At 73.5% G+C, this 20,869-nt stretch carries 17 protein-coding genes; 11 read left to right on the top strand and 6 right to left on the bottom strand.

Features of this window, described 5'->3' with window-relative positions:
• Positions 1–143 precede the first annotated feature (143 nt).
• From ACFW01_RS18875 to ACFW01_RS18845, 7 genes are all read left to right on the top strand, one after another.
• The gene (locus tag ACFW01_RS18875; RefSeq protein WP_234956770.1) at positions 144–2,534 is read left to right on the top strand and encodes an excinuclease ABC subunit UvrA; all 2,391 of its coding nucleotides are present in this window, start codon (positions 144–146) and stop codon (positions 2,532–2,534) included.
• 57 nt (positions 2,535–2,591) lie between these two features.
• Positions 2,592–3,020 (top strand): helix-turn-helix transcriptional regulator, encoded by a 429-nt coding sequence (locus ACFW01_RS18870; protein WP_234956771.1) that lies wholly within the window; start codon positions 2,592–2,594, stop codon positions 3,018–3,020.
• Between the two features lie 5 nt (positions 3,021–3,025).
• Positions 3,026–3,442 (top strand): VOC family protein, encoded by a 417-nt coding sequence (locus ACFW01_RS18865; RefSeq protein WP_234956772.1) that lies wholly within the window; start codon positions 3,026–3,028, stop codon positions 3,440–3,442.
• 317 nt (positions 3,443–3,759) lie between these two features.
• Entirely contained in the window at positions 3,760–4,554 is a 795-nt protein-coding gene (locus ACFW01_RS18860) for an RNA polymerase sigma factor SigF (RefSeq protein ID WP_234956773.1), read from the top strand.
• A 185-nt stretch (positions 4,555–4,739) separates the two neighbouring features.
• A complete protein-coding gene (locus tag ACFW01_RS18855; RefSeq protein WP_384504752.1) occupies positions 4,740–5,594 on the top strand; it encodes a hypothetical protein in 855 nt (284 codons plus the stop codon).
• Positions 5,595–5,675: 81 nt separating this feature from the next.
• Positions 5,676–6,938, top strand: a complete 1,263-nt coding sequence (locus ACFW01_RS18850) for an aminotransferase class I/II-fold pyridoxal phosphate-dependent enzyme (protein ID WP_384504749.1) — start codon at positions 5,676–5,678, stop codon at positions 6,936–6,938.
• Entirely contained in the window at positions 6,935–7,996 is a 1,062-nt protein-coding gene (locus ACFW01_RS18845; RefSeq protein ID WP_234956776.1) for an MBL fold metallo-hydrolase, read from the top strand. The genes ACFW01_RS18850 and ACFW01_RS18845 overlap by 4 nt, the downstream gene beginning before the upstream one ends.
• Before the next feature lie 52 nt (positions 7,997–8,048).
• On the opposite strand, the gene ACFW01_RS18840 is transcribed toward ACFW01_RS18845, so the two are convergent.
• The gene (locus ACFW01_RS18840) at positions 8,049–8,684 is read right to left on the bottom strand and encodes a VTT domain-containing protein (RefSeq protein WP_234956777.1); all 636 of its coding nucleotides are present in this window, start codon (positions 8,682–8,684) and stop codon (positions 8,049–8,051) included.
• Positions 8,681–9,454, bottom strand: a complete 774-nt coding sequence (locus ACFW01_RS18835; RefSeq protein WP_234956778.1) for an MBL fold metallo-hydrolase — start codon at positions 9,452–9,454, stop codon at positions 8,681–8,683. Before ACFW01_RS18835 ends, ACFW01_RS18840 begins: the two co-directional genes overlap by 4 nt.
• A gap of 94 nt (positions 9,455–9,548) precedes the next feature.
• Here ACFW01_RS18835 and ACFW01_RS18830 point away from each other — a divergent pair, with 94 nt between their 5' ends.
• From ACFW01_RS18830 to ACFW01_RS18815, 4 genes are all read left to right on the top strand, one after another.
• Positions 9,549–9,950, top strand: coding sequence for a hypothetical protein (locus tag ACFW01_RS18830; RefSeq protein WP_234956971.1), 402 nt, complete (start codon positions 9,549–9,551; stop codon positions 9,948–9,950).
• A 275-nt stretch (positions 9,951–10,225) separates the two neighbouring features.
• A complete protein-coding gene (locus tag ACFW01_RS18825) occupies positions 10,226–12,370 on the top strand; it encodes a phage holin family protein (protein ID WP_384504744.1) in 2,145 nt (714 codons plus the stop codon).
• Between the two features lie 84 nt (positions 12,371–12,454).
• On the top strand, positions 12,455–13,852 hold the full coding sequence (locus tag ACFW01_RS18820; protein ID WP_234956780.1) for an amino acid permease: 1,398 nt from the start codon (positions 12,455–12,457) through the stop codon (positions 13,850–13,852).
• A gap of 73 nt (positions 13,853–13,925) precedes the next feature.
• A complete protein-coding gene (locus ACFW01_RS18815) occupies positions 13,926–14,351 on the top strand; it encodes an OsmC family protein (RefSeq protein ID WP_122618962.1) in 426 nt (141 codons plus the stop codon).
• 4 nt (positions 14,352–14,355) lie between these two features.
• Here the strand turns inward: ACFW01_RS18815 and narI are convergent, their stop codons facing one another.
• Genes narI through ACFW01_RS18795 form a run of 4 tightly spaced genes read right to left on the bottom strand, consistent with a single transcriptional unit; the run spans position 14,356 to position 20,864 of the window.
• Complete coding sequence (narI, locus tag ACFW01_RS18810; protein ID WP_234956781.1) at positions 14,356–15,078, bottom strand: respiratory nitrate reductase subunit gamma; 723 nt, start codon at positions 15,076–15,078, stop codon at positions 14,356–14,358.
• Positions 15,075–15,569: a nitrate reductase molybdenum cofactor assembly chaperone gene (narJ, locus tag ACFW01_RS18805; protein ID WP_234956782.1), complete on the bottom strand. Its 495-nt coding sequence runs from the start codon at positions 15,567–15,569 to the stop codon at positions 15,075–15,077. The genes narI and narJ overlap by 4 nt, the downstream gene beginning before the upstream one ends.
• 4 nt (positions 15,570–15,573) lie before the next feature.
• Positions 15,574–17,169: a nitrate reductase subunit beta gene (narH, locus tag ACFW01_RS18800; RefSeq protein ID WP_384504738.1), complete on the bottom strand. Its 1,596-nt coding sequence runs from the start codon at positions 17,167–17,169 to the stop codon at positions 15,574–15,576.
• Positions 17,169–20,864: a nitrate reductase subunit alpha gene (locus ACFW01_RS18795; RefSeq protein ID WP_384504735.1), complete on the bottom strand. Its 3,696-nt coding sequence runs from the start codon at positions 20,862–20,864 to the stop codon at positions 17,169–17,171. Before ACFW01_RS18795 ends, narH begins: the two co-directional genes overlap by 1 nt.
• Positions 20,865–20,869: the final 5 nt, after the last annotated feature.

The raw sequence follows: 20,869 nt of genomic DNA, 5'->3' as shown, positions 1-20,869 counted from the left end.
GGATTCACCCGGACGGGCCCGCTCCGATTTCGCCGGCCGGCACCGGATCAGTAATCGAGAAGCGCGGGTCCCGCCGGCCCCTCTAGCGTGTGCATACCGCGGGCGCCAGCCATCACATGGAGCCCCCGACAGATGGAGACACGATGAGCAGCGCCAAGAGGACGGGCAGCCAGGCATCCGTGCCGCACGTCGCCGACAGCCACGACCTCATCCGCGTGCACGGCGCCCGCGAGAACAACCTCAAGGACGTGAGCATCGAGATCCCCAAGCGCCGCCTGACGGTCTTCACGGGAGTCTCCGGTTCGGGCAAGAGCTCGCTGGTGTTCAACACCATCGCCGCCGAGTCGCAGCGGCTGATCAACGAGACCTACAGCGCCTTCGTGCAGGGCTTCATGCCGACGCTGGCGCGCCCCGAGGTCGACATCCTCGAAGGCCTGACCACCGCGATCATCGTGGACCAGCAGCGGATGGGCGCCGACCCCCGCTCCACCGTCGGCACCGCCACCGACGTCAACGCGATGCTGCGGATCCTCTTCAGCCGCCTCGGCGAGCCCCACATCGGCCCGCCCAGCGCGTACTCCTTCAACACCGCCTCGGTCCGGGCGAGCGGCGCGATCACCGTCGAGCGCGGCAACAAGAAGGCGGTCAAGGCGACGTTCGAGCGCACCGGCGGCATGTGCACCCGCTGCGAGGGCCGCGGCAGCGTCTCCGACATCGACCTCACCCAGCTCTACGACGACTCCAAGTCGCTCGCCGAGGGCGCCTTCACCATCCCCGGCTGGAAGTCGGACAGCCAGTGGACCGTCCAGGTGTACGCCCAGTCCGGCTTCGTCGACCCCGACAAGCCGATCCGCGAGTACACCGAGAAGCAGCTGCGGGACTTCCTCTACGGCGAACCGGTCAAGGTCAAGGTCAACGGCGTCAACCTCACCTACGAGGGCCTGATCCCGAAGATCCAGAAGTCCTTCCTGTCCAAGGACAAGGAGGCGATGCAGCCGCACATCCGGGCCTTCGTGGAGCGGGCCGTCACCTTCACCGTCTGCCCCGAGTGCGACGGTACGCGGCTGAGCGAGGGCGCCCGCTCCTCGAAGATCGGGAAGATCAGCATCGCCGACGCCTGCGCGATGGAGATCCGGGACCTGGCCGAGTGGGTGCGCGACCTCGACGAACCGTCCGTGGCGCCGCTGCTCGGCGCCTTGCGGGACGCTCTCGACTCGTTCGTCGAGATCGGCCTCGGCTACCTCTCCCTCGACCGGCCCGCGGGCACCCTGTCGGGCGGCGAGGCGCAGCGCGTCAAGATGATCCGCCACCTCGGCTCCTCGCTCACCGACACCACGTACGTCTTCGACGAGCCCACCATCGGACTGCACCCGCACGACATCCAGCGGATGAACGACCTGCTGCTGCGCCTGCGGGACAAGGGCAACACCGTCCTCGTCGTCGAGCACAAGCCGGAGGCGATCGCCATCGCCGACCACGTGGTGGACCTCGGCCCCGGCGCCGGCACCGCGGGCGGCACCGTCTGCTTCGAGGGCACCGTCGAGGAACTGCGGGCCGGCGACACCGTCACCGGCCGCCACCTCGACGACCGGGCCGTCCTCAAGGACACGGTCCGCAAGCCCACCGGTGCCCTGGAGATCCGCGGCGCCACGACGCACAACCTCCAGGGCGTCGACGTCGACGTCCCGCTCGGTGTGCTCTGCGTGGTGACCGGCGTGGCCGGTTCCGGCAAGAGCTCGCTGATCCACGGCTCGGTCCCGGCCGGCGCCGACGTCGTCTCGGTCGACCAGAGCCCCATCAAGGGCTCGAGGCGCAGCAACCCGGCCACGTACACCGGACTGCTCGAACCGATCCGCAAGGCCTTCGCCAAGGCCAACGGCGTGAAGCCGGCCCTGTTCAGCGCCAACTCCGAGGGCGCCTGCCCCACCTGCAACGGCGCCGGCGTCATCTACACCGACCTCGCCATGATGGCCGGGGTCGCCGCCCCCTGCGAGGACTGCGAGGGCAAGCGGTTCCAGCCCTCGGTGCTGGAGTACCGCTTCGGCGGCCGGGACATCAGCGAGGTGCTCGCCATGTCCGTCGCGCAGGCCGAGGAGTTCTTCGGCTCCGGCGAGGCCCGCACCCCCGCCGCGCACAAGATCCTCGACCGGCTCGCCGACGTCGGACTCGGCTACCTCACCCTCGGCCAGCCCCTCACCACGCTCTCCGGCGGCGAACGGCAGCGGCTCAAGCTGGCCACCCACATGGGGGACAAGGGCGGCGTCTACGTGCTCGACGAGCCCACCACCGGCCTGCACCTCGCCGACGTCGAGCAACTGCTCGGCCTCCTCGACCGCCTCGTCGAGGCCGGCAAGTCGGTCATCGTCATCGAGCACCACCAGGCCGTCATGGCGCACGCCGACTGGATCATCGACCTCGGCCCCGGCGCCGGCCACGACGGCGGCCGGATCGTCTTCGAGGGCACCCCCGCCGACCTCGTCGCCGACCGCGCCACCCTCACCGGCGAGCACCTCGCGGCGTACGTCGGCGCCTGACCGCGGCGGCCCACGGCGCCGGTACCGGCGCCGTGGGCGCTGTGGGATCGTAAGGGTGTGACGAGCCTGGAGGACCTGGCCCGGCTGCGCCGGGCACGCGACCTGATGGACCGCGAGTACGCAGAGCCGCTCGACGTCCCGGCGCTGGCGCGGGTCGCCCTGATGTCGGCGGGCCACTTCTCCCGCAGCTTCCGCGCCGCCTACGGGGAGACCCCCTACAGCTACCTCATGACGCGCCGCATCGAGCGCGCCAAGGCCCTGCTGCGCCGCGGCGACCTGTCCGTCACCGAGGTCTGCTTCGCCGTCGGCTGTACCTCGCTGGGATCCTTCAGCTCGCGCTTCACCGAACTGGTCGGCGAGAGCCCGAGCGCCTACCGGGAACGCGACCACGCCGACGGCGCCGCGATCCCCGCCTGCGTCGCCAAGGTCCACACCCGACCGGTCAGGAACGGAGAAGCCGGACCCGCGCGCCCGCCCGTAGCGTGACACGCATGGACATCAACCTCGCGCAGTGCTTCATCGCCGTCGACGACCACGACACGGCGCTCGCCTTCTACCGGGACGTGCTCGGGATGGAGGTCCGGGACGACGTCGCCTTCGAGGGGATGCGCTGGGTGACCGTCGGCTCCCCGGCCCAGCCCGACGTCGGCATCGTCCTCGAACCCCCGCTCGCCGACCCGGGCGCCTCGGCCACCGACCGGGAGGCCATGGCCGAACTGCTGGCGAAGGGACTGCTGCGCGGCCTGAACTTCACCACCGACGACGTCGACGCCACCTTCGAACACATCCGGGCCGCCGGCACCGAGGTCCTCCAGGAACCGGTCGACCAGCCCTACGGCGTCCGGGACTGCGCCTTTCGCGACCCGGCCGGGAACATGGTCCGCTTCAGCCGGCCACGCACCGGCTGACCCGCCCCCGGGCGGCGGGGCGCGGCGCGGTGCCGCCCGGGGGTTTGCGACGGTCTCCAATGGGCAGGGGCAAGGTCAGTGCTTCGGACAGGAGGCACGTCCGTGGGAGCGGCGCGACGCCGCCCCGGACGTGGCCGTCCGGGGCCGGACGCCCTCCCACGGGTGACCGCCCGACCCCCAGGGTCGTGTCGTCGAACCGGTGACGTCCGTCCGGCGCGCCGGAGGCCCAACGGACTCCGGCCGCCCCACGAGGGCCGCGCCCGGGGCCCGCCCCGAACCGACGACCGGCCCCGCACTCCGAAGGAGTTGCGACGCACATGCCGATCCACGCCAGCGTGAAGCATCCGCACGACGACGCTCCCGACACCGCGGACGCGTTCCGCCGGCTGACCACCCTCCCCGACGGCCCGGAGCGCGACGAGGTCCGCGACCGGATCGTCGAGGCCTGGCTGCCCATGGCCGAACGCCTCGCGGGACGCTTCCGCAGCCGCGGCGAGAGCTACGACGACCTGCGCCAGGTCGCCGCCCTCGGCCTGGTCAAGGCCGTCGACCGGTACGACCCCGAGCGCGGCAACGCCTTCGAGAGCTACGCCGTGCCGACCATCACCGGCGAGATCAAGCGGCACTTCCGCGACCACATGTGGACGCTGCACGTGCCGCGCCGGGTCCAGGAACTGCGCAACCGCGTGCGCTTCGCCCGCCAGGAGCTCTCCCAGACCAACCCGGGCCGCATGCCCACCGTCACCGAGATCGCGGAGCACACCGACCTCAGCGAAGAGGACGTCCGGGCCGGTCTGGAGGCGCTGGAGAGCTTCACCGCCCTGTCCCTGGACGCCGAGCTGCCGGGCAGTGAGGACGGGTTCTCGCTCGGCGACGCCCTCGGCGGACCCGACCCGGCCCTCGACACCGTCGTGGACCGCGAGGCCGTCAAGGAGCGCCTGGCCGCCCTCCCCGACCGGGAGCGCGCCATCCTGTACATGCGCTTCTTCGACGACATGACCCAGAGCCGGATCGCCGAGCAGCTCGGCATCTCCCAGATGCACGTCTCCCGCCTGATCAGCCGCTGCTGCGACCGGGTGCGGGAGCAGGTGCTGCGGGATCCGGCGGCCTGAGCGAGCCGCGGCACCGACCCGTCCGGGACCGCGATCGCGGCTCCGAAACCTCGGGCTCACCCGCCCGGGGGCCCCGTTCGCGCGAACGGCGCAGAGTGGCGCGCGCACCCCGGGCGGGCGGGCTGTGATGGCCGAGGGGCGCGAGTGCCGTGCCCCCGCCGCCGCAGCTCGAAGGAGCCCGCCCCATGCGCCGCACCGCCCGCGCCCTGTCCGTGGCCGTCCTGGCCAGTGCCGCCCTCGGCGCCCTCGCGGGGCCGAGCGCGGCCGACCCAGGCGTCCCCCCACCGCCCGCGGGCGCCGGTGAGCCCGTACCGCCGCCGGTGGCCGAGGAACCCGTACCGCCGCCGGCCGCCGAGGAACCCCTCGCACCGGCCGGGGGCCGGGCGGCCGCCGAGGTCAGCCCCGCCGACGTCACCCCGGGCGGCACCGTCACCGTGTCGGTCTCGTGCGCCCCGACCGGCGGTTCCGCGCCGGCGACCCTCGACGCCACCTCCCTGGCCTTCGACGAGGGCACCGTCGCGCTGCGCAAGGTCGAGGGAGAGGGAGGCACGGGCGCCGGCCCGGCCTACCGGGGGACCGCCCGGATAGCCGCCGCCGAGGACTTCGGGAGCGAGGCGGACGCGGAGGGCGCCGAGGAGGACTGGACCGTCGACGGCTCCTGCCCGGACGAGGCGGGCGGGGAGGGCGACCCGTGGAGCGCCACCATGAACGTGCCGGATGCCACCGCGGGGGAGAGCGGCACCGCCAAGCCCGCGTGCCCCCCGTCCGCCGCCCCGCACGGCGGGAAGCCCACCCACGGCACGCCCTGCGCCACCGAGCCGCCGTGCCCCGGGACCGCCGCCCCGCACGGGGGGTCCGCCGAGGCCGGGAAGGACTGCGGCGGCGGGAAGGCGGAACACGGGGTGCGGGCAGGGGCCGGCGGCACCTTCAGCGACTCGGTGCCGGCCCTGGCCGCGGGCGGCGTCCTGATCGCGGGCGCGTGCGCGGCGGCCGCCCACCGGCTGCGGCTCCGGCTGCGCGGGGAGGACGGGGAGCGCTGAGCCGGAGTCATGGCTCGCGTGCCGGATGGGTACTGGGATCAACGACGGTGAGCGGCCCTACGGACCCGCGCGGAGGTACGCATGCGGCGCACGGACCCCGAAGGCCACGACGCCGTGGGCCACGGCCCCGTCCGGTACGGCCCCCACCTGCCCGACGACGGGCTGCCGGTGCTGCCCGAACTGTCCGCCGTCCTCGCCGCCGCCGCGGACCGCGCCGGAGGCGAACCGATCGGCGGCGCGCCCGCCCTCACGGCCGCCGCGAGCGGCTACTGGCACCGGCGCGGCCTGCCCACCGAGCCCGGCCAGGTGGCCGCCGCCCCCGGTGCGCACCCCCTGCTGCTGGCGCTCACCGCCGCGCTCGGCGGCGACGTCCTGGTGCCCCGCCCCTGCGCCGCCTGGTGGGCACCGGACGCGCGGCTGCTCGGCAGCCCCGTCTTCCACGTCCCGACGCCGGCCGAGAGCGGCGGCGTCCCCGACCCGTACGCCCTCCTGGAGACCGTCCGCCGGGTGCGCGCCGAGGGCGGCGACCCCCGCCTGCTGGTGCTGGCCGTGGCCGACGACCCCACCGGCACCGTCGCGCGGCCCGAACTGCTGCACGAGACCGTCGAGGCCGCCGCCGGGGAGGGGCTGCACCTGGTCAGCGACGAGAGCTGGCGGGACACCCTGCACGATCCGCACGCCACCGTGCTGCTCAGTCCCGCCGAGATGCTGCCCGAGCGGGTCACCGTCGTCACGGACCTGGCCGGGGGACTGCTGCCGCCCGGCTGGCCGGCCGCCGTCGCCCGCTTCCCGGCGTCCGCGGCCGGCGACGGCCTGCACGCGCGCGTGCTCGACGTGCTCACCGCCCTCGGCGCGGGCGTGGCCGCGCCCGTCGCCGCCGCGGCCGGGTACGCGCTCGACGAACCCGAGCCGGTCACCGCCCGCCGGTCGGCCGCCGTACGCCTGCACGCGCGCGTGGCCGCCGCCGTGCACGCGGCCGTCATTGCCGCGGGCGCCACGGCGCGGCCCCCGCAGGCCGGGCGTCACCTGTACGCCGACCTCGGCCCGCTGCACGACGCCCTCGGGGCGCAGGGCGTCGGCGACGCCCAGGAACTGGAGGACTTCCTCTCCACCCGGCTCGGCATGCCCGCCCCCGGCGGACACCGCTTCGGCGACGACCTCGCGGCCCTTCGCGTGCGGCTCGCCACCGGCCCGCTGCTCGGCACCGGCACCGCCGGACAGCGCGCGGAATGCCTCACCTCCCCGGACCCGTTGGAACTGCCACACGTGCGACGCGCGTTGACCGCGCTCGGGTCGGTCTTCGGCGATCTGCGCGACGCTCAGCGATGGGAGCCTCCTCGATGACGCAGCAGCCCCGGTCGACCACGAGCACCCCCGGGTCCCCCGAGGACACCACCGCGCCGCCGGTCACGTCCGCCCGGGCCTCCTCGTACCCGCCGCTCGCCGATCCCCGGCCGCCCGCCGAACACCGCGTCTGGCCGCGGACATTCCACGACCGGCTGACCGCGCCACTGCCCGGCCTGAAGGCCCTCGCCAGATTCGCCCGCGAGGGCGCGGTGAGACCCGGCCGCGAGGGCCTCGCCGACATCCCCCGGCTGCCCTACGCCCCCGGCCCGCTGCCCCGCGTGGACGCGGACACCGTCGCCGTCACCTGGGCGGGACACGCCAGCTGGGTGGTGCGGATCGGCGGCCTCACCGTGCTCACCGACCCGGTCTGGTCCCGCCGCATCCTCGGCACCCCCGCCCGGATCACCCCCGTCGGCGTCGCCTGGAGCGACCTGCCCCGCGTCGACGCCGTCGTCATCAGCCACAACCACTACGACCACCTGGACGCCCCCACCCTGCGCAGGCTCCCGCGCGACACCCCCGTCCTGGTGCCCGCCGGACTGGGCCGCTGGTTCCACCGCCGCCGCTTCACCCGCGTCACCGAGCTGGACTGGTGGGAGGCGACCGAGATCGGCGGAGTCCGCTTCGACTTCGTCCCCGCGCACCACTGGTCCAAGCGCAGCCTCGTCGACACCTGCCGCAGCCTGTGGGGCGGCTGGGTGCTCACCGCGCCCGACGGCCGGCGCGTGTACTTCGCCGGGGACACCGGGTACGGCCACTGGTTCACCCGGATCGGCCGCCGCTACCCCGGCATCGACCTCGCGCTGCTCCCCGTCGGCGCCTACGACCCCCGCTGGTGGCTCAGCGACGTGCACTGCGACCCGGAGGAGGCGGTCCGTGCCGCCCAGGACGTCGGCGCCCGCCGCATGGCGCCGATGCACTGGGGCACGTTCGTCCTCTCCGCGGAACCGGTACTGGAGCCCCTCACCCGCACCCGCGCCGCCTGGCAGGCCGCGGGTCTGCCCCGGGAGGACCTGTGGGACCTGCCGGTGGGAGCTTCACGCGTGCTGGAGTAGCCCACGCCCCGTCCGGACGCCCCCCCCCGAGCCGCCCCGCCCCGCCCGAGCGCTACGCCTTCGCCGGCCCCCGGAACCGTCGCCATACCCCCGGCGCCGCGCTGACCAGCACCGTGAGGGCGATCGCCGCGGCCACCCCCTCCCAGGGCTTGCTGAACAGCGCACCGCTCAGGACCCCGATCAACTGGTACGTCACCGCCCAGGCCAGGCAGGCCGGCAGGTTGCCGCGGGCGAAGCGGCGCAGCGGCCACTCGGCGAGCAGGCAGGCCAGCATCACCGGTATGCGGCCGGCCGGCACCAGCCGGGACAGCACCAGGACCGCGACGTCGTGCTCGGCGAGCTTGTCCTGCGCCTGCTCCAGCCGGTCCTCCGGCGCCCGGGACCGGATCGCCTCCAGCCAGCGCGAGCCGTTCTTCGAGCCGACCCCGCGCCGGCCCAGCCAGTACAGCCCCATGTCCCCGCAGAACGCGGCCAGCGACGCCGTCGCGAACACCATCAGCATGGAGAACGGCAGCGTCTGGTGCATCGCCACCACGGCCGCCGAACTCACCAGCGCGCCCGTCGGCACCACCGGCACCAACGCCCCGATGAGCACCAGCAGGAACAGCGACGGATACCCGAACGCCTGCTGCGTCGGCTCCGTCGGAATGCTCGTCATGCTCGTCGTGGCGGCGTCCAGCCAGTTCACCGCGCGACCTCCACCCGCACACTCTCGCCGTGCCCCAGCCGGTGCACGGCGACCCCCGGCGCGCGCAGCGCCGACAGGCGCACGAACTCGTCGCCCGGCGTGTGGAACTCGTGGGGGCGCACGGCATCCATCCCGATCGGCCAGTACGTGCCGTAGTGCACCGGCACCGCCGTGCGCGGCGCCAGCCGGGTCAGCGCCTCCGCCGCCCGCCCCGCGTCCAGGTGCTCCGCCCCCAGGTACGGTCCCCAGCCGCCCACCGGCAACAGCGCCGCGTCGACCGGCCCGACCTCCTTCTCCATGCCGTCGAACAGACCGGTGTCCCCGGCGAAGTACGTCCGTGCCTCGCCCTCGACGACGTAGCCGAGCGCGGGGGAGCGGTGCCGTCCGACCGGCAGCCGCCGGCCGTCGTGGAGCGCGGGCACCGCCCGTATCCGCAGGTCCCCGACGTGCGCGACATCGCCGGGCGCCACCTCCGCCAGGTCCAGGTGACCGAGCCGCCGCAGCCCCGGCACCGCCCGTCGCGCGCCCCGGGGCACGAGCAGGCGCGTGCCCGGCGCGAGCCGCGCGAGCGACGGCACGTGCAGGTGGTCGGCGTGCAGATGGGACACCAGCGCCACGTCCGCGCGCCAGGCGTCCGGCGGCGGCACCGCGCCCCGCCTGCGGCGCAGGTGGGCGAGGCGGCGGGCGAACAGAGGATCGGTGAGCACGCGGATGTCCGAGTCCTCGACCGTGCAGGTGGCGTGACCCCACCACGTGAGCTCCACCGGCACCTCTTTGCCTCCTTCGCGCGACTCCCCGAAGCCTACGTCCAGGAGTAGGGTCGGCGGCGAAAACGGGAGGTGACGGGAGGTGAGGGGGGACACCATGGGGCCGGTGCGGGTGACGGCGATCGCGAGTCTGACGCCGCTGGACATGCTGGACGACGATCCGTTCCTGGTCGACTCCCGCAGCCAGCACGCCATGTGCGCCCGCTGGGCGGCGGAACACGGCTACGTCGTCGCCAGGGAACTGCTGGTACGCGGCCTGCGGCCGGACCACGACGCCCTGTGGGACGGGGTCCGCCCGGGCCACGACCTGTTCGTGGCCCCCAGCCGGCGGGTGCTGGAGAGCGCGTTGGCCTCCGTCGACGACTTCACCGCGGAGTGCGCGCGGCGCGGCGCCCGCGTCGAGACCGCCGGCCACGCGGAACCGGCCTACGACGCCCGGATGAAGGCGTGCGTGCACCGCAGGCTGTCGATGCCCACGGCGGGATACGACGGCCGCTGACCACCCTTTCGGGGTGTGAACCGGGCGAGGGCCTGTCCGACAATTCCCGCCTGCCCCGCGGGGTCTGGCACGCGCGCTCGCGGCGTTGCCGAAACGCCCACGTGGCTCCGCCACGAAGGCGCTCCGGCGCCTTGCGATCGCACGCACCAGACCCCGCGGGGCCCGCCCTCCGGGCGGACGACGGGAATTGTCGGACAGGCCCTGGGGACAAACGGGTGCCCCGGAGCGTTGTGGCAGGGTGGGGATGGCCCGGACGACGGGCCGGGACGTGAGGTGTGCGGAGCGTGGGTGGAGGCCGTTGGCGCCGGGTCGCCAGTCAGATCGGGCGGATTGTCGCGGTGTGGGCCGTGTCCACCCTCACCATGCTCGTGCTCGCGGGCATCCTGCCGGACTTCCGGCTCCAGTCGCCCGACGGGGACAGCGCGACCGACATCGCGATGACCGCCGCGGTCGGCGCGGGCGCCTTCGGCCTGCTCTCCGCCGTGGTGTGGCCGCTCATGGTCCGCCTGCTGCTCCTGGTGCCGGCGCTCGTCCTCGGGCTGCTGGTCTTCTTCCTCAACGGCGGGCTGCTGCTCCTCGCGATCGACGTGAACCCGGCAGGCCGCGGCGGCGTCGCCCCCGAGACCGCGGTCGTGGTCGCCGCCGTCATGTCCGCCGTCGCCTCCGCCACCGGCGGTGCCCTGACGGTGCGCGGCGACGACGCCTACCGGCGCCGGCTCTACCGCCTCGCCGACCGCCGCCGCAGATCGGGCCCGCCCTGCCCGGCCGGCCCGGGCATCGTCTTCCTGCAACTGGACGGCGTGGGACACGACGTCCTGCTCGACGCCGTCGACACCGGCGCCATGCCCACCGTCGCCCGCTGGCTCGGCCGCGACGGCGCGTCCGCGAGTCACCGGCTGGCCCCGTGGCGCACCGACTGGTCCAGCCAGACCGGCGCCAGCCAGCTCGGCATCCTGCACGGCAGCAACCACGACGTGCCCGCCTTCCGCTGGTACGAGAAGGACACCGGCGAGGTCATGGTCTGCAACCGGCCGACCAGCGCCGCCGAACTCCAGCACCGCGCCGTCCGGCGCACCGGCGACGGCGGGCTGCTCAGCCTGGACGGCGCGAGCCGCGGCAACCTCTTCGGCGGCGGCGCCGACGAACAGGCCCTGGTGCTGTCCATCGCCACCCGCCGCCGCAGCCGCGAGACCCGGTCCAGGTCCGGCTACTTCGCCTACTTCTCCGACCCGGCCAACGCCGTCCGCACCGCGATGTCCTTCGTCGCCGAGGTGGGCCGGGAGATCGGCCAGTCCGTCCGCGCCCGCGCCCACAAGGTCCGCCCGCGCGTCTCCCGCGGCGGCCTCTACCCCTTCGTCCGCGCCTTCGCCACCGTCGTCGAACGCGACGTCGTCGTCGCCGCGGTGATGGGCGACATGCTCGCCGGCCGCACCGCCGTCTACGCCGACCTGGTGGCGTACGACGAGGTGGCGCACCACTCCGGGCCGCACGGCCGGGACGCCGTCAACGTCCTGAGGCGGCTCGACCGGTCCCTCGCGCTGATCGAGAAGGTCGCCGACCAGGCCCCCCGCTCCTACCGGATCGTCCTCCTGTCCGACCACGGCCAGAGCCCAGGCGAGACCTTCCGCGCCCGCTACGGCCTCACCCTCGGCGACCTGGTCCGGGCCGGCTGCGGGCTGCCGGTGCCGCGCCGCGCCCAGCGCACCCGCAGCGGCGCCGAGGCCCGCAACACCGTCCGCGCCGCCCTGCACCGCCCCGTCGAGGAGGGCGCCGCACAGCAGAGACCCGCCGACACCCCGACCGGCCGCCGCTCCGAGCCGATCGTGCTGGCCTCGGGCAACCTGGGCCTGGTCTCGTTCCCGGACGTGCGGCACCGGATGACCAGGGAGGAGATCGACGCCCGCCACCCCGCGCTGCTGCCGACCCTCGCCAACCACCCCGGCATCGGCTTCCTGCTGGTGCGCAGCGAGCTCCACGGCGGCCTGGTGCTCGGTGCGCACGGCGCCGAGATACCCCTGGACCGGCTCGACGAGGAGCCCGGCCCGCTCGCCCCCTTCGGTCCCGGCGCCGCCGACGCCGTGCGCCGCACGCACTCCTTCCCGCACACCGCCGACATCATGGTCAACTCCTTCCACGACCCGGCCGACGGCGAAGTCCTCGCGTTCGAGGAGCAGATCGGCTCCCACGGTGGGCTCGGCGGCGCCCAGTCGCACGCCTTCCTGCTGTCACCGGCCGTGCTGTCCGACCCGGTGGAGGAGGGCACGGAGATCGTCGGCGCCGAACACGTCCACCAGGTGCTGCGCCGCTGGCTGCGGGAGTCCAACGGCCCGCAGGTACCCGTGGAAGATCCACGGCCGAACGTCGTCGAAAGCGCACCTTTTCCCGTCGCGGACGGGTTCGTGCAGGAGAAAAGCGCCTGATTTTGAGGTGCGACGGACCGTGCCCGACCATGAGCGCCGCCCCGGCGATCCCGGGCCACAGTTCCATGAGAGGCGCACCACCCCATGCACGTCACCGGGACCGTCCCCCCACCGGCTCCGGAACCGCAGGAGACCCCCGCGGCCCCCGACCCCACGTCCGGCACCGGCCGGCACGCCCGCCGCTTCGGGCTTCCCGTGGCCACCGCCCTGGTCATGGGCAACATCATCGGCGGCGGCATCTTCCTGCTCCCCGCCTCCGTCGCGCCCTTCGGCACCGTCAGCCTGCTCGCCTTCGGCGTCCTGACCGTCGGCGCCATCGCGCTCGCCCTGGTCTTCGGCCGCCTCGCCGCCCGCGACCCGCGCACCGGCGGCCCCTACGTCTACGCCCGCGGCGCCTTCGGCGACTTCGCCGGCTTCCTCGCGGCCTGGGCGTACTGGATCACCACCTGGGTGTCCAACGCGGCGCTGGCCGTCGCCGCCGTCGGTTACCTCGACGTCCTGATCCCGGTCAACGACCACCGCTGGACCGCCTGTCTGGCCGCGCTGGTCATCCAGTGGCTGCCCGCGCTCGCCAACTTCGCGGGCACCCGGTACGTGGGCGCCGTGCAGCTGGTCGCCACCGTCCTGAAGTTCGCGCCGCTGCTGCTCGTCGCGGTCGGCGGGCTGTTCTTCTTCGACCCGGACAACCTCGGCCCGTTCAACGCGAGCGGCGCCGGCGGCATCGGCGCGGTCTCCGCCGCCGCCGCGATCCTGCTCTTCTCCTACCTGGGCGTGGAGTCCGCCGCCGTCAGCGCCGGCGAGGTGAAGAACCCGCGCCGCACCGTCGGCCGCGCCACGGTCATCGGCACCGCGGGCGCCGCCCTCGTCTACCTGCTGGGCACCCTCTCGGTCTTCGGCACCGTCCCCCACGACCGCCTGGTCACCTCGACCGCACCCTTCTCCGACGCCGTGAACGCCATGTTCGGCGGCGCGTGGGGCGGCTGGGCCGTCGCGCTGGCCGCGCTGGTCTCGATGACCGGCTGCCTCAACGGCTGGACCCTGCTCAGCGCCCAGACCCCGTACGCCGCCGCGAAGGACGGCCTCTTCCCGGCCGCCTTCGCGCGCAGGCGGCGGGGCGTGCCGACGACCGGCGTCGCCGTCACCGTCGTCCTCGCCTCCCTGCTCACCGTCTACAACTACACCGCCGGTTCGGCGAAGGTCTTCGAGGTCCTCGTCCTCGTCACCACCTTCACCGCGACCGTGCCCTACCTGCTGGCCGCCGCCGCCCAGATCTTCCACCTGGTCTCCGGCCAGGGCGAGAAGGTCGACCGGGCCCGCCTGGTACGGGACCTCGTGATCGCCTCGGTGGCCGCCGCCTTCTCGCTGTGGCTCGTCGCGGGCGCCGGCTACGCGGCGGTCTACCAGGGGGTGCTGTTCCTCTTCGCGGGCGTGCTGGTCTACGCGGTGATGGCGGCGCGCAAGGTGGGCCGGGCCGGAGTGTGATCGGATGGGGTCGGGAACCCGGGCACGGGCTTCCACTGCCCCAGTACAGCAAGCGAATTCGAGAGGACCCGCCGTGGCAACCACGCGCTCCGCACACACCGTCTGGGAAGGCAACCTGCTCGAGGGCAGCGGTGTCGTCACCTTCGACTCGTCCGGCATCGGCGAGCAGCCGGTGTCGTGGCCGTCGCGCGCCGAGCAGGCGAACGGCAAGACCAGCCCCGAGGAGCTGATCGCCGCCGCCCACTCCAGCTGCTTCTCCATGGCGCTGTCGCACGGCCTGGCCGGCGCCGGCACCCCGCCCACCAAGCTCACCACCTCCGCCGACGTCACCTTCCAGCCCGGCGAGGGCATCAAGGGCATCCACCTCACCGTGGAGGGCACCGTCCCCGGCCTCGACGCCGACGCGTTCACCGCCGCCGCCGAGGACGCCAAGAAGAACTGCCCGGTCAGCCAGGCCCTGACCGGCACCACCATCACCCTCACCGCCAAGCTGGCCTAGGCGGCTAGGAGCCCGTACGCTCCCAGCCCCGCCGGTCCGGGCGCGGCCCCAGTTGCCTGGGGTCGCGCGACCGGTACACCACGTACGGGCGGGTCAGGTACTGCAGCGGCGCGCTGAACATGTGCACCAGGCGGGTGTAGGGAACCAGGGCGATCAGCACCATCCCGATCACCGCGTGCACGTGGTAGAGCACCGGCACGCCCTCCATCAGCTCCACCTTCGGGTTCAGCGTGAACAGGCTGCGCGACCAGGGCGCGATGGTGCTCCGGTAGTCGTAGCCGTCGCCCGAGGTGTCGGAGAGCTTGGCGATCATGCCCAGCACGATCGCGCCGAGCAGGAAGACGTACATGAACTTGTCGTTGGCGGTCGTGGCGCGGAAGACCGGCGCCTTGGTGCGCCGCCGGTAGACCAGCATCCCGATCCCGGCCACCGTGAGGACCCCGGCCAGCGTGCCGCCGTACAGGGAGAACAGGTGGTAGGCGTGTTCGCTGACGCCGACCGCCCGGGTCCAGGACGCCGGGACGAACAGTCCGATGAGGTGGCCCACGAGCACGAAGAGGATGCCGTAGTGGAAGACCGGCGAGGCGATGTTCAGCAGCTTGGACTCGTAGATCTGCGAGGAGCGGGTCGTCCAGCCGAACCGGTCGTAGCGGTGGCGCCAGACCAGGCCCGCGATCAGCAGGGCGAAGGCGGCGTAGGGCAGGACGCCCCAGAGGAAGACGTTCATCGGCCGGCTCCGGTCGATGCGGGCGGCAGGGTGGCGCACACGGCGTCCAGCACGCAGGCGTAGGGCGTGCCGAAGGCGGTCAGCCGGGAGCGCAGCTGGTCCAGCGCGTCGCGGTGCTCGGTGAGCATGCCGATGTCCCCGGTGCGGGAGGCGAACTCCAGCACCGCCGGCAGGAAGTCGGGCAGTTCCTCCCCGGTGAACTCCAAGCCGTGGGCGCGGTACAGCTCCTTGAAGCGGACCAGGGACATCCCGCGGTTGCGGGTGTCGCCGTCGGTCCACCAGCTCAGGTACAGGCTGTGCCGGTTCCTGAAGTCGAAGACCTGCACGTAGTGCGCCTGGAGTTCGCCCTGGGGCGTCACGGCCGCGTGGTCGGTGAAGGCCCGCAGCTGCGGGGCGGCCTCGCGCAGCAGCGGCAGCCGGTCGCGGAAGTCGTCGTCGGGGTAGGTCAGGCAGAGCGCCGCCGCCTGGTACAGCACCTCGAACCCGGGCATGGGATCAGGCCTCCCTCTCGTCGTCCGCGGTCTGCCGCCTGCGCAGGATGTGGAAGTTCTCCACCGGCACCAGCGGCAGCATCCGGCGTCCCGAGTCCTGGCCGAACGGGCCGTCGCCGCCCATGCCGGGCCCGCCCTCGGTGTCGAGGCTGCAGGTGTCCGGCAGCGCCGCCGCCTCCAGCCGGTGCGCGTCCCCGACGGCCGCCGTCGGGATCACGTACCGCTCCTCGTACTTGGCGAGCGCCAGCAGCCGGTACATGTCATGGATCTCCTCGGGCCGCATGCCGACGCCCGCGCAGACCGCCGGGTCGGGGTTCTCGCCGAGGTTGACCGACCGCATGTGGGCGCGCATCGCGGCCAGCTTCTCCAGCGACGCCCGCACCGGCCCCACGTCCCCCGCGGTGAACAGCTCCGCCAGGTACTCCAGCGGAATGCGCAGGGTGTCGATGGCGCCGAAGAGGTTGTCCGCGTCCTCACCGTCGTGCCCGGTCTCGGTCAGCGCGTCCACCACCGGCGACAGCGGCGGGATGTACCAGACCATCGGCATCGTGCGGTACTCCGGATGCAGCGGGAGCGCCACCCGGTACCGGCTGACCAGGGCGTGCACGGGGGAGCGCCGGGCCGCCTCGATCCAGTCGTACGGGATCCCCGCGTCCTCGGCCGCCCGTCGCACCGCCGGGTCCTCCGGGTCGAGGAAGAGCCCCAACTGCGCCTCGTACAGGTCCTTCTCGTCCGGTGTCTCGGCGGCCTCGGTCACCTTGTCGGCGTCGTACAGCACCACTCCCAGGTACCGCAGCCGGCCCACGCAGGTCTCCGAGCAGACCGTCGGCTGCCCGATCTCGATGCGCGGGTAGCAGAAGGTGCACTTCTCCGCCTTGCCGGTGCGGTGGTTGAAGTACACCTTCTTGTACGGGCAGCCGGTCACGCACATCCGCCAGCCCCGGCAGCGGTCCTGGTCGACCAGGACGATCCCGTCCTCCGAGCGCTTGTACATCGCCCCGGACGGGCAGGACGCCACGCACGACGGGTTGAGGCAGTGCTCGCAGATCCGCGGCAGGTAGAACATGAAGGTCTCTTCGTAGGCGAACCGCACCTTCTCCGAGGCCTGCCGGCGGGTCCGCTCCACCATCGGGTCCAGGTCGCCGTAGGCGGGCGCGCCGCCCAGGTCGTCGTCCCAGTTCGAGGACCAGCCGATCTTCATCGGCTTGCCGTCCAGCTGCGAGACGGGCCGCGCGACCGGGTAGTCGTCGCCGAGCGGGGCGTCGGTGAGGTTCTTGTAGTCGTACGTCCAGGGCTCGTAGTAGTCCTTGATCCCCGGCAGCTTCGGGTTGGAGAAGATCCCGGCGAGCTTCCTGATCCGGCCGCCCGCCTTCAGCTTCAGCGCGCCGCGCCGGTTCAGCTCCCAGCCGCCGCGCCACCGCTCCTGGTCCTCGTAGCGGCGCGGGTAGCCCTGTCCCGGGCGGGTCTCGACGTTGTTGAACCAGACGTACTCCATGCCCCGCCGGTTGGTCCACGCCTGCTTGCAGGTGACCGAGCAGGTGTGGCAGCCGATGCACTTGTCGAGGTTCATCACCATCGCGATCTGGGCCATCGGGCGCATCAGTACTCGACCTCCTGGCCGCGGCGGCGGATGACCGTCACCTCGTCGCGCTGGTTGCCCGTCGGGCCGAGGTAGTTGAACGCCCAGGACAACTGGGCGTAGCCGCCGATGAGATGGGTCGGCTTGAGCAGCAGCCGGGTCAGCGAGTTGTGGACGCCGCCGCGCTTGCCGGTGGTCTCCGTGAGCGGCGTGTTCACCGTGCGCTCCTGCGCGTGGTGCATGTACACCGTGCCGGGCGGCATGCGGTGCGAGACGATCGCGCGGGCCACCACCACGCCGTTGCGGTTGACCGCCTCGATCCAGTCGTCGTCCGCGACCCCGATGGCGTCCGCGTCCTGCGGCGACATCCAGACGCACTGGCCGCCCCGGGACAGCGCCAGCATGAACAGGTTGTCCTGGTACTCGGAGTGGATGGACCACTTGTTGTGCGGGGTCAGGTAGCGGACCGTCACCTCGCGGTCGCCGTCCGGCCCGAGCCGCGGTTCGCCGAAGAGCCGGCTCATGTCCAGCGGCGGCCGGTACACCGGCAGTGCCTCGCCCAGCTCGTGCATCCAGTCGTGGTCGAGGAAGAAGTGCTGCCGTCCGGTGAGGGTGTGCCAGGGCTTGAGGTGCTCGGTGTTGAGGGTGAACGCCGTGTACCGGCGCCCGCCGGCCTCGCTGCCCGACCACTCCGGCGAGGTGATCACCGGCACGGGCGCCGCCTGCGTGTCCGCGTACGTGATCCGCTTGCCCTCGTGTTCGGCGGCGAGGTGCGCCATCGCCTGCCCGGTCTTCGCCTCCAGCGTGTGGAAGCCCTGGGTGGCAAGGCGTCCGTTGGTGGTGCCGGAGAGGGCGAGGACGGTGTTGGCCGCCTTGACCGCCGTGTCCAGCGATGGGCGCCCGTCGGCCGGGCCGCCGCGCACCGCGCCGTTCATCCGCCGCAGCCGCTCCACCTCCTCGTCCGGCTTCAGGGTGATGCCCTTGGCGGGCAGGCCCTTGGTCTCCACCAGCGGGCCGAGCGCCGCGAACTTCGCGCCGACCGCCGTGTAGTCGCGCTCCACCACGACCAGGTCCGGCATGGTCTTCCCGGGCTCCGGAGCGCACTCCCCGCGCCGCCAGTCGCGTACCACCCCGCCCGGCTGGGCGATCTCGCCCGGCGTGTCGTGCTGGAGCGGCGCCGCCACCAGGTCCCCCCGCACCCCGAGGTGCCCGGCGGCCAGCTCGCTCAGCTTCTCCGCGAGCGCCTTGAAGGTGTCGAAGTCGGTGCGCGCCTGCCACGGCGGGCTCACGGCCGGGGAGAAGGCGTGCACGTAGGGGTGCATGTCCGTGCTGGACAGGTCGTGCTTCTCGTACCAGGTGGCCGCCGGGAGCACCACGTCGGACAGCAGCGTCGACGAGGTGTGCCGGAAGTCCAGCGACAGCAGCAGGTCGAGCTTCCCCTCGGGCGCCTCCTCGTGCCAGACGACGTCCCGCGGGCGCTCGCCGGGCGCGGCCTCCTCGGCGCGCAGCGAGGACTGGGTGCCCAGCAGGTGCTTGGTGAAGTACTCGGCGCCCTTGCCCGAGGAGCCGAGCAGGTTGGCCCGCCACAGGGTCACGATCCGCGGCCAGTTCTCCGGCGCGTCCGGGTCCTCGCACGCGAACTTCAGCGTGCCCGACCGCAGTTCGGCCACCGCGTTCGCCACCGGGTCGCCGAAGGTCTCGCCCAGCTCCAGCGGGTTGCGGTCGAAGGTCGGGTAGGAGGGCATCCACCCCGTGCGCGCCGACAGGGCGAGGCAGTCCGCGCCCGTCATGCCGGAGAGCCGCCCCTCGCCGAGCGGCGAGGCGAGCACGTCGGCGCGGAACCGGTCGTAGCGCCACTGGTCGGTGTTGAGGTACCAGTACCCGGTGCCGATCATCTGCCTCGGCGGACGCGACCAGTCCGACGCGGCGGCCAGCGTCGCCCAGCCGGTCACCGGACGGCACTTCTCCTGCCCGACGTAGTGCGCCCAGCCGCCGCCGTTGCGGCCCTGGCAGCCGGTGAGCTGGAGCAGGGCCAGGAAGGTCCGGTAGATCGTCTCGGAGTGGAACCAGTGGTTGGTGCCCGCGCCCATCAGGATCATGCAGCGGCCCTTGGACCGCTCAGCGGTCCGCGCGAACTCCCGCGCGACGCGCACACAGGCCGCCGCCGGGACCGAGGTGTGCGTCTCCTGCCAGGCCGGGGTGCCGGGCGCGGCCGCGTCCTCGTACGACGCCGGCCAGTCGCCCGGCACCCCCGGCCGCGCCACCCCGTACTGGGCCAGCAGCAGGTCGAACACGGTCGTCACCAGGGGCCCGGTCGCCCCACCGAGCCGCGTCGCCGGGACACCCCGCCGCAGCACGTCACCGCGTCCCTGCCCGTGCGCGCCGCCCTCGGTGTCGAAGCGGGGGAGCAGCACCTCGACACCCGACGCCATCTCGTGTCCGTGCAGGGTCAGCCGGGGCCGTACGTCCCCCAGGTCGAGGTTCCAGCGGCCCTGGTCGGCCTCGTTCCAGCGGAAGCCGAGGGAGCCGTTCGGGACGACCGCGCGGCCCGTCGCCCCGTCCAGCACGACCGTCTTCCAGCGGGCGTCCTCGCCGCCCTGCCCCAGGTCGGCCGCGCGCAGGAACTTCGCCGGGACGTACGCCCCGTCCCGCTCGGTCAGCGTCACCAGGAACGGCAGGTCGGTGAAGCGCCGCACGTAGTCGTCGAAGAACGGCGTGGCGCGGTCGACGAAGAACTCCTTGAGCACGACGTGCCCCATCGCCAGGGCCAGTGCGGCGTCCGTGCCCGGGTGCGCGTGCAGCCACTGGTCGGCGAACTTGGTGTTGTCGGCGTAGTCCGGCGACACCACCACGACCTTCTGGCCCCGGTAGCGGGCCTCCGCCATCCAGTGCGCGTCCGGCGTCCGGGTCACCGGCACGTTCGAACCCCACATGATCAGGTACGCCGCGTCCCACCAGTCGCCCGACTCCGGGACGTCCGTCTGGTCGCCGAACACCTGCGGGGAGGCCACCGGCAGGTCGGCGTACCAGTCGTAGAACGACAGCATCGGCGCGCCGATGAGGGAGTGGAAGCGGGCGCCCGCCGCGTGCGACACCATCGACATCGCGGGGATCGGGGAGAAGCCCGCGATGCGGTCGGGGCCGTGGGCGCGGAGGGTGTGGACGTGGGCGGCGGCGATCATCTCGACGGCCTCGTCCCAGTCCGCCCGGACCAGCCCGCCCTTGCCCCGCGCCCGCTGGTAGCGCCGCCGCCGCCCGGGGTCGCCCTGAATGTCCGCCCAGGCGAGGACCGGGTCCGTCAGCCGCGCCTTCGCCTCCCGGTACATCTCCAGGAGCACCCCGCGTACGTACGGGTAGCGCACCCGGGTCGGCGAGTAGGTGTACCAGGAGAACGCCGCGCCCCGGGGGCAGCCGCGCGGCTCGTACTCGGGGCGGTCCGGGCCGACCGACGGGTAGTCAGTGGCCTGGGTCTCCCACGTGATGATGCCGTCCTTGACGAACACGTTCCAGCGGCACGAGCCCGTGCAGTTCACGCCGTGCGTGGAGGTCACGACCCTGTCGTGGCTCCAGCGGTCGCGGTAGAAGGCGTCCGCCTCCCGGCCGCCGACCAGCCCGATGCTGTGCAGGTCGGGTGAGGCGGTCCCCGGCCGGAAGAACCGCCCCGCGCGCAGCAGCGCCGCGCCCGGCTCGGTGGGCGGTGTCCGCGTGTCGGTCACGTGCG

This window comes from Streptomyces sp. NPDC058985 (assembly GCF_042740985.1).
GTDB lineage: Bacteria > Actinomycetota > Actinomycetes > Streptomycetales > Streptomycetaceae > Streptomyces.
This window is presented reverse-complemented; position numbering and strand designations above follow the sequence as displayed.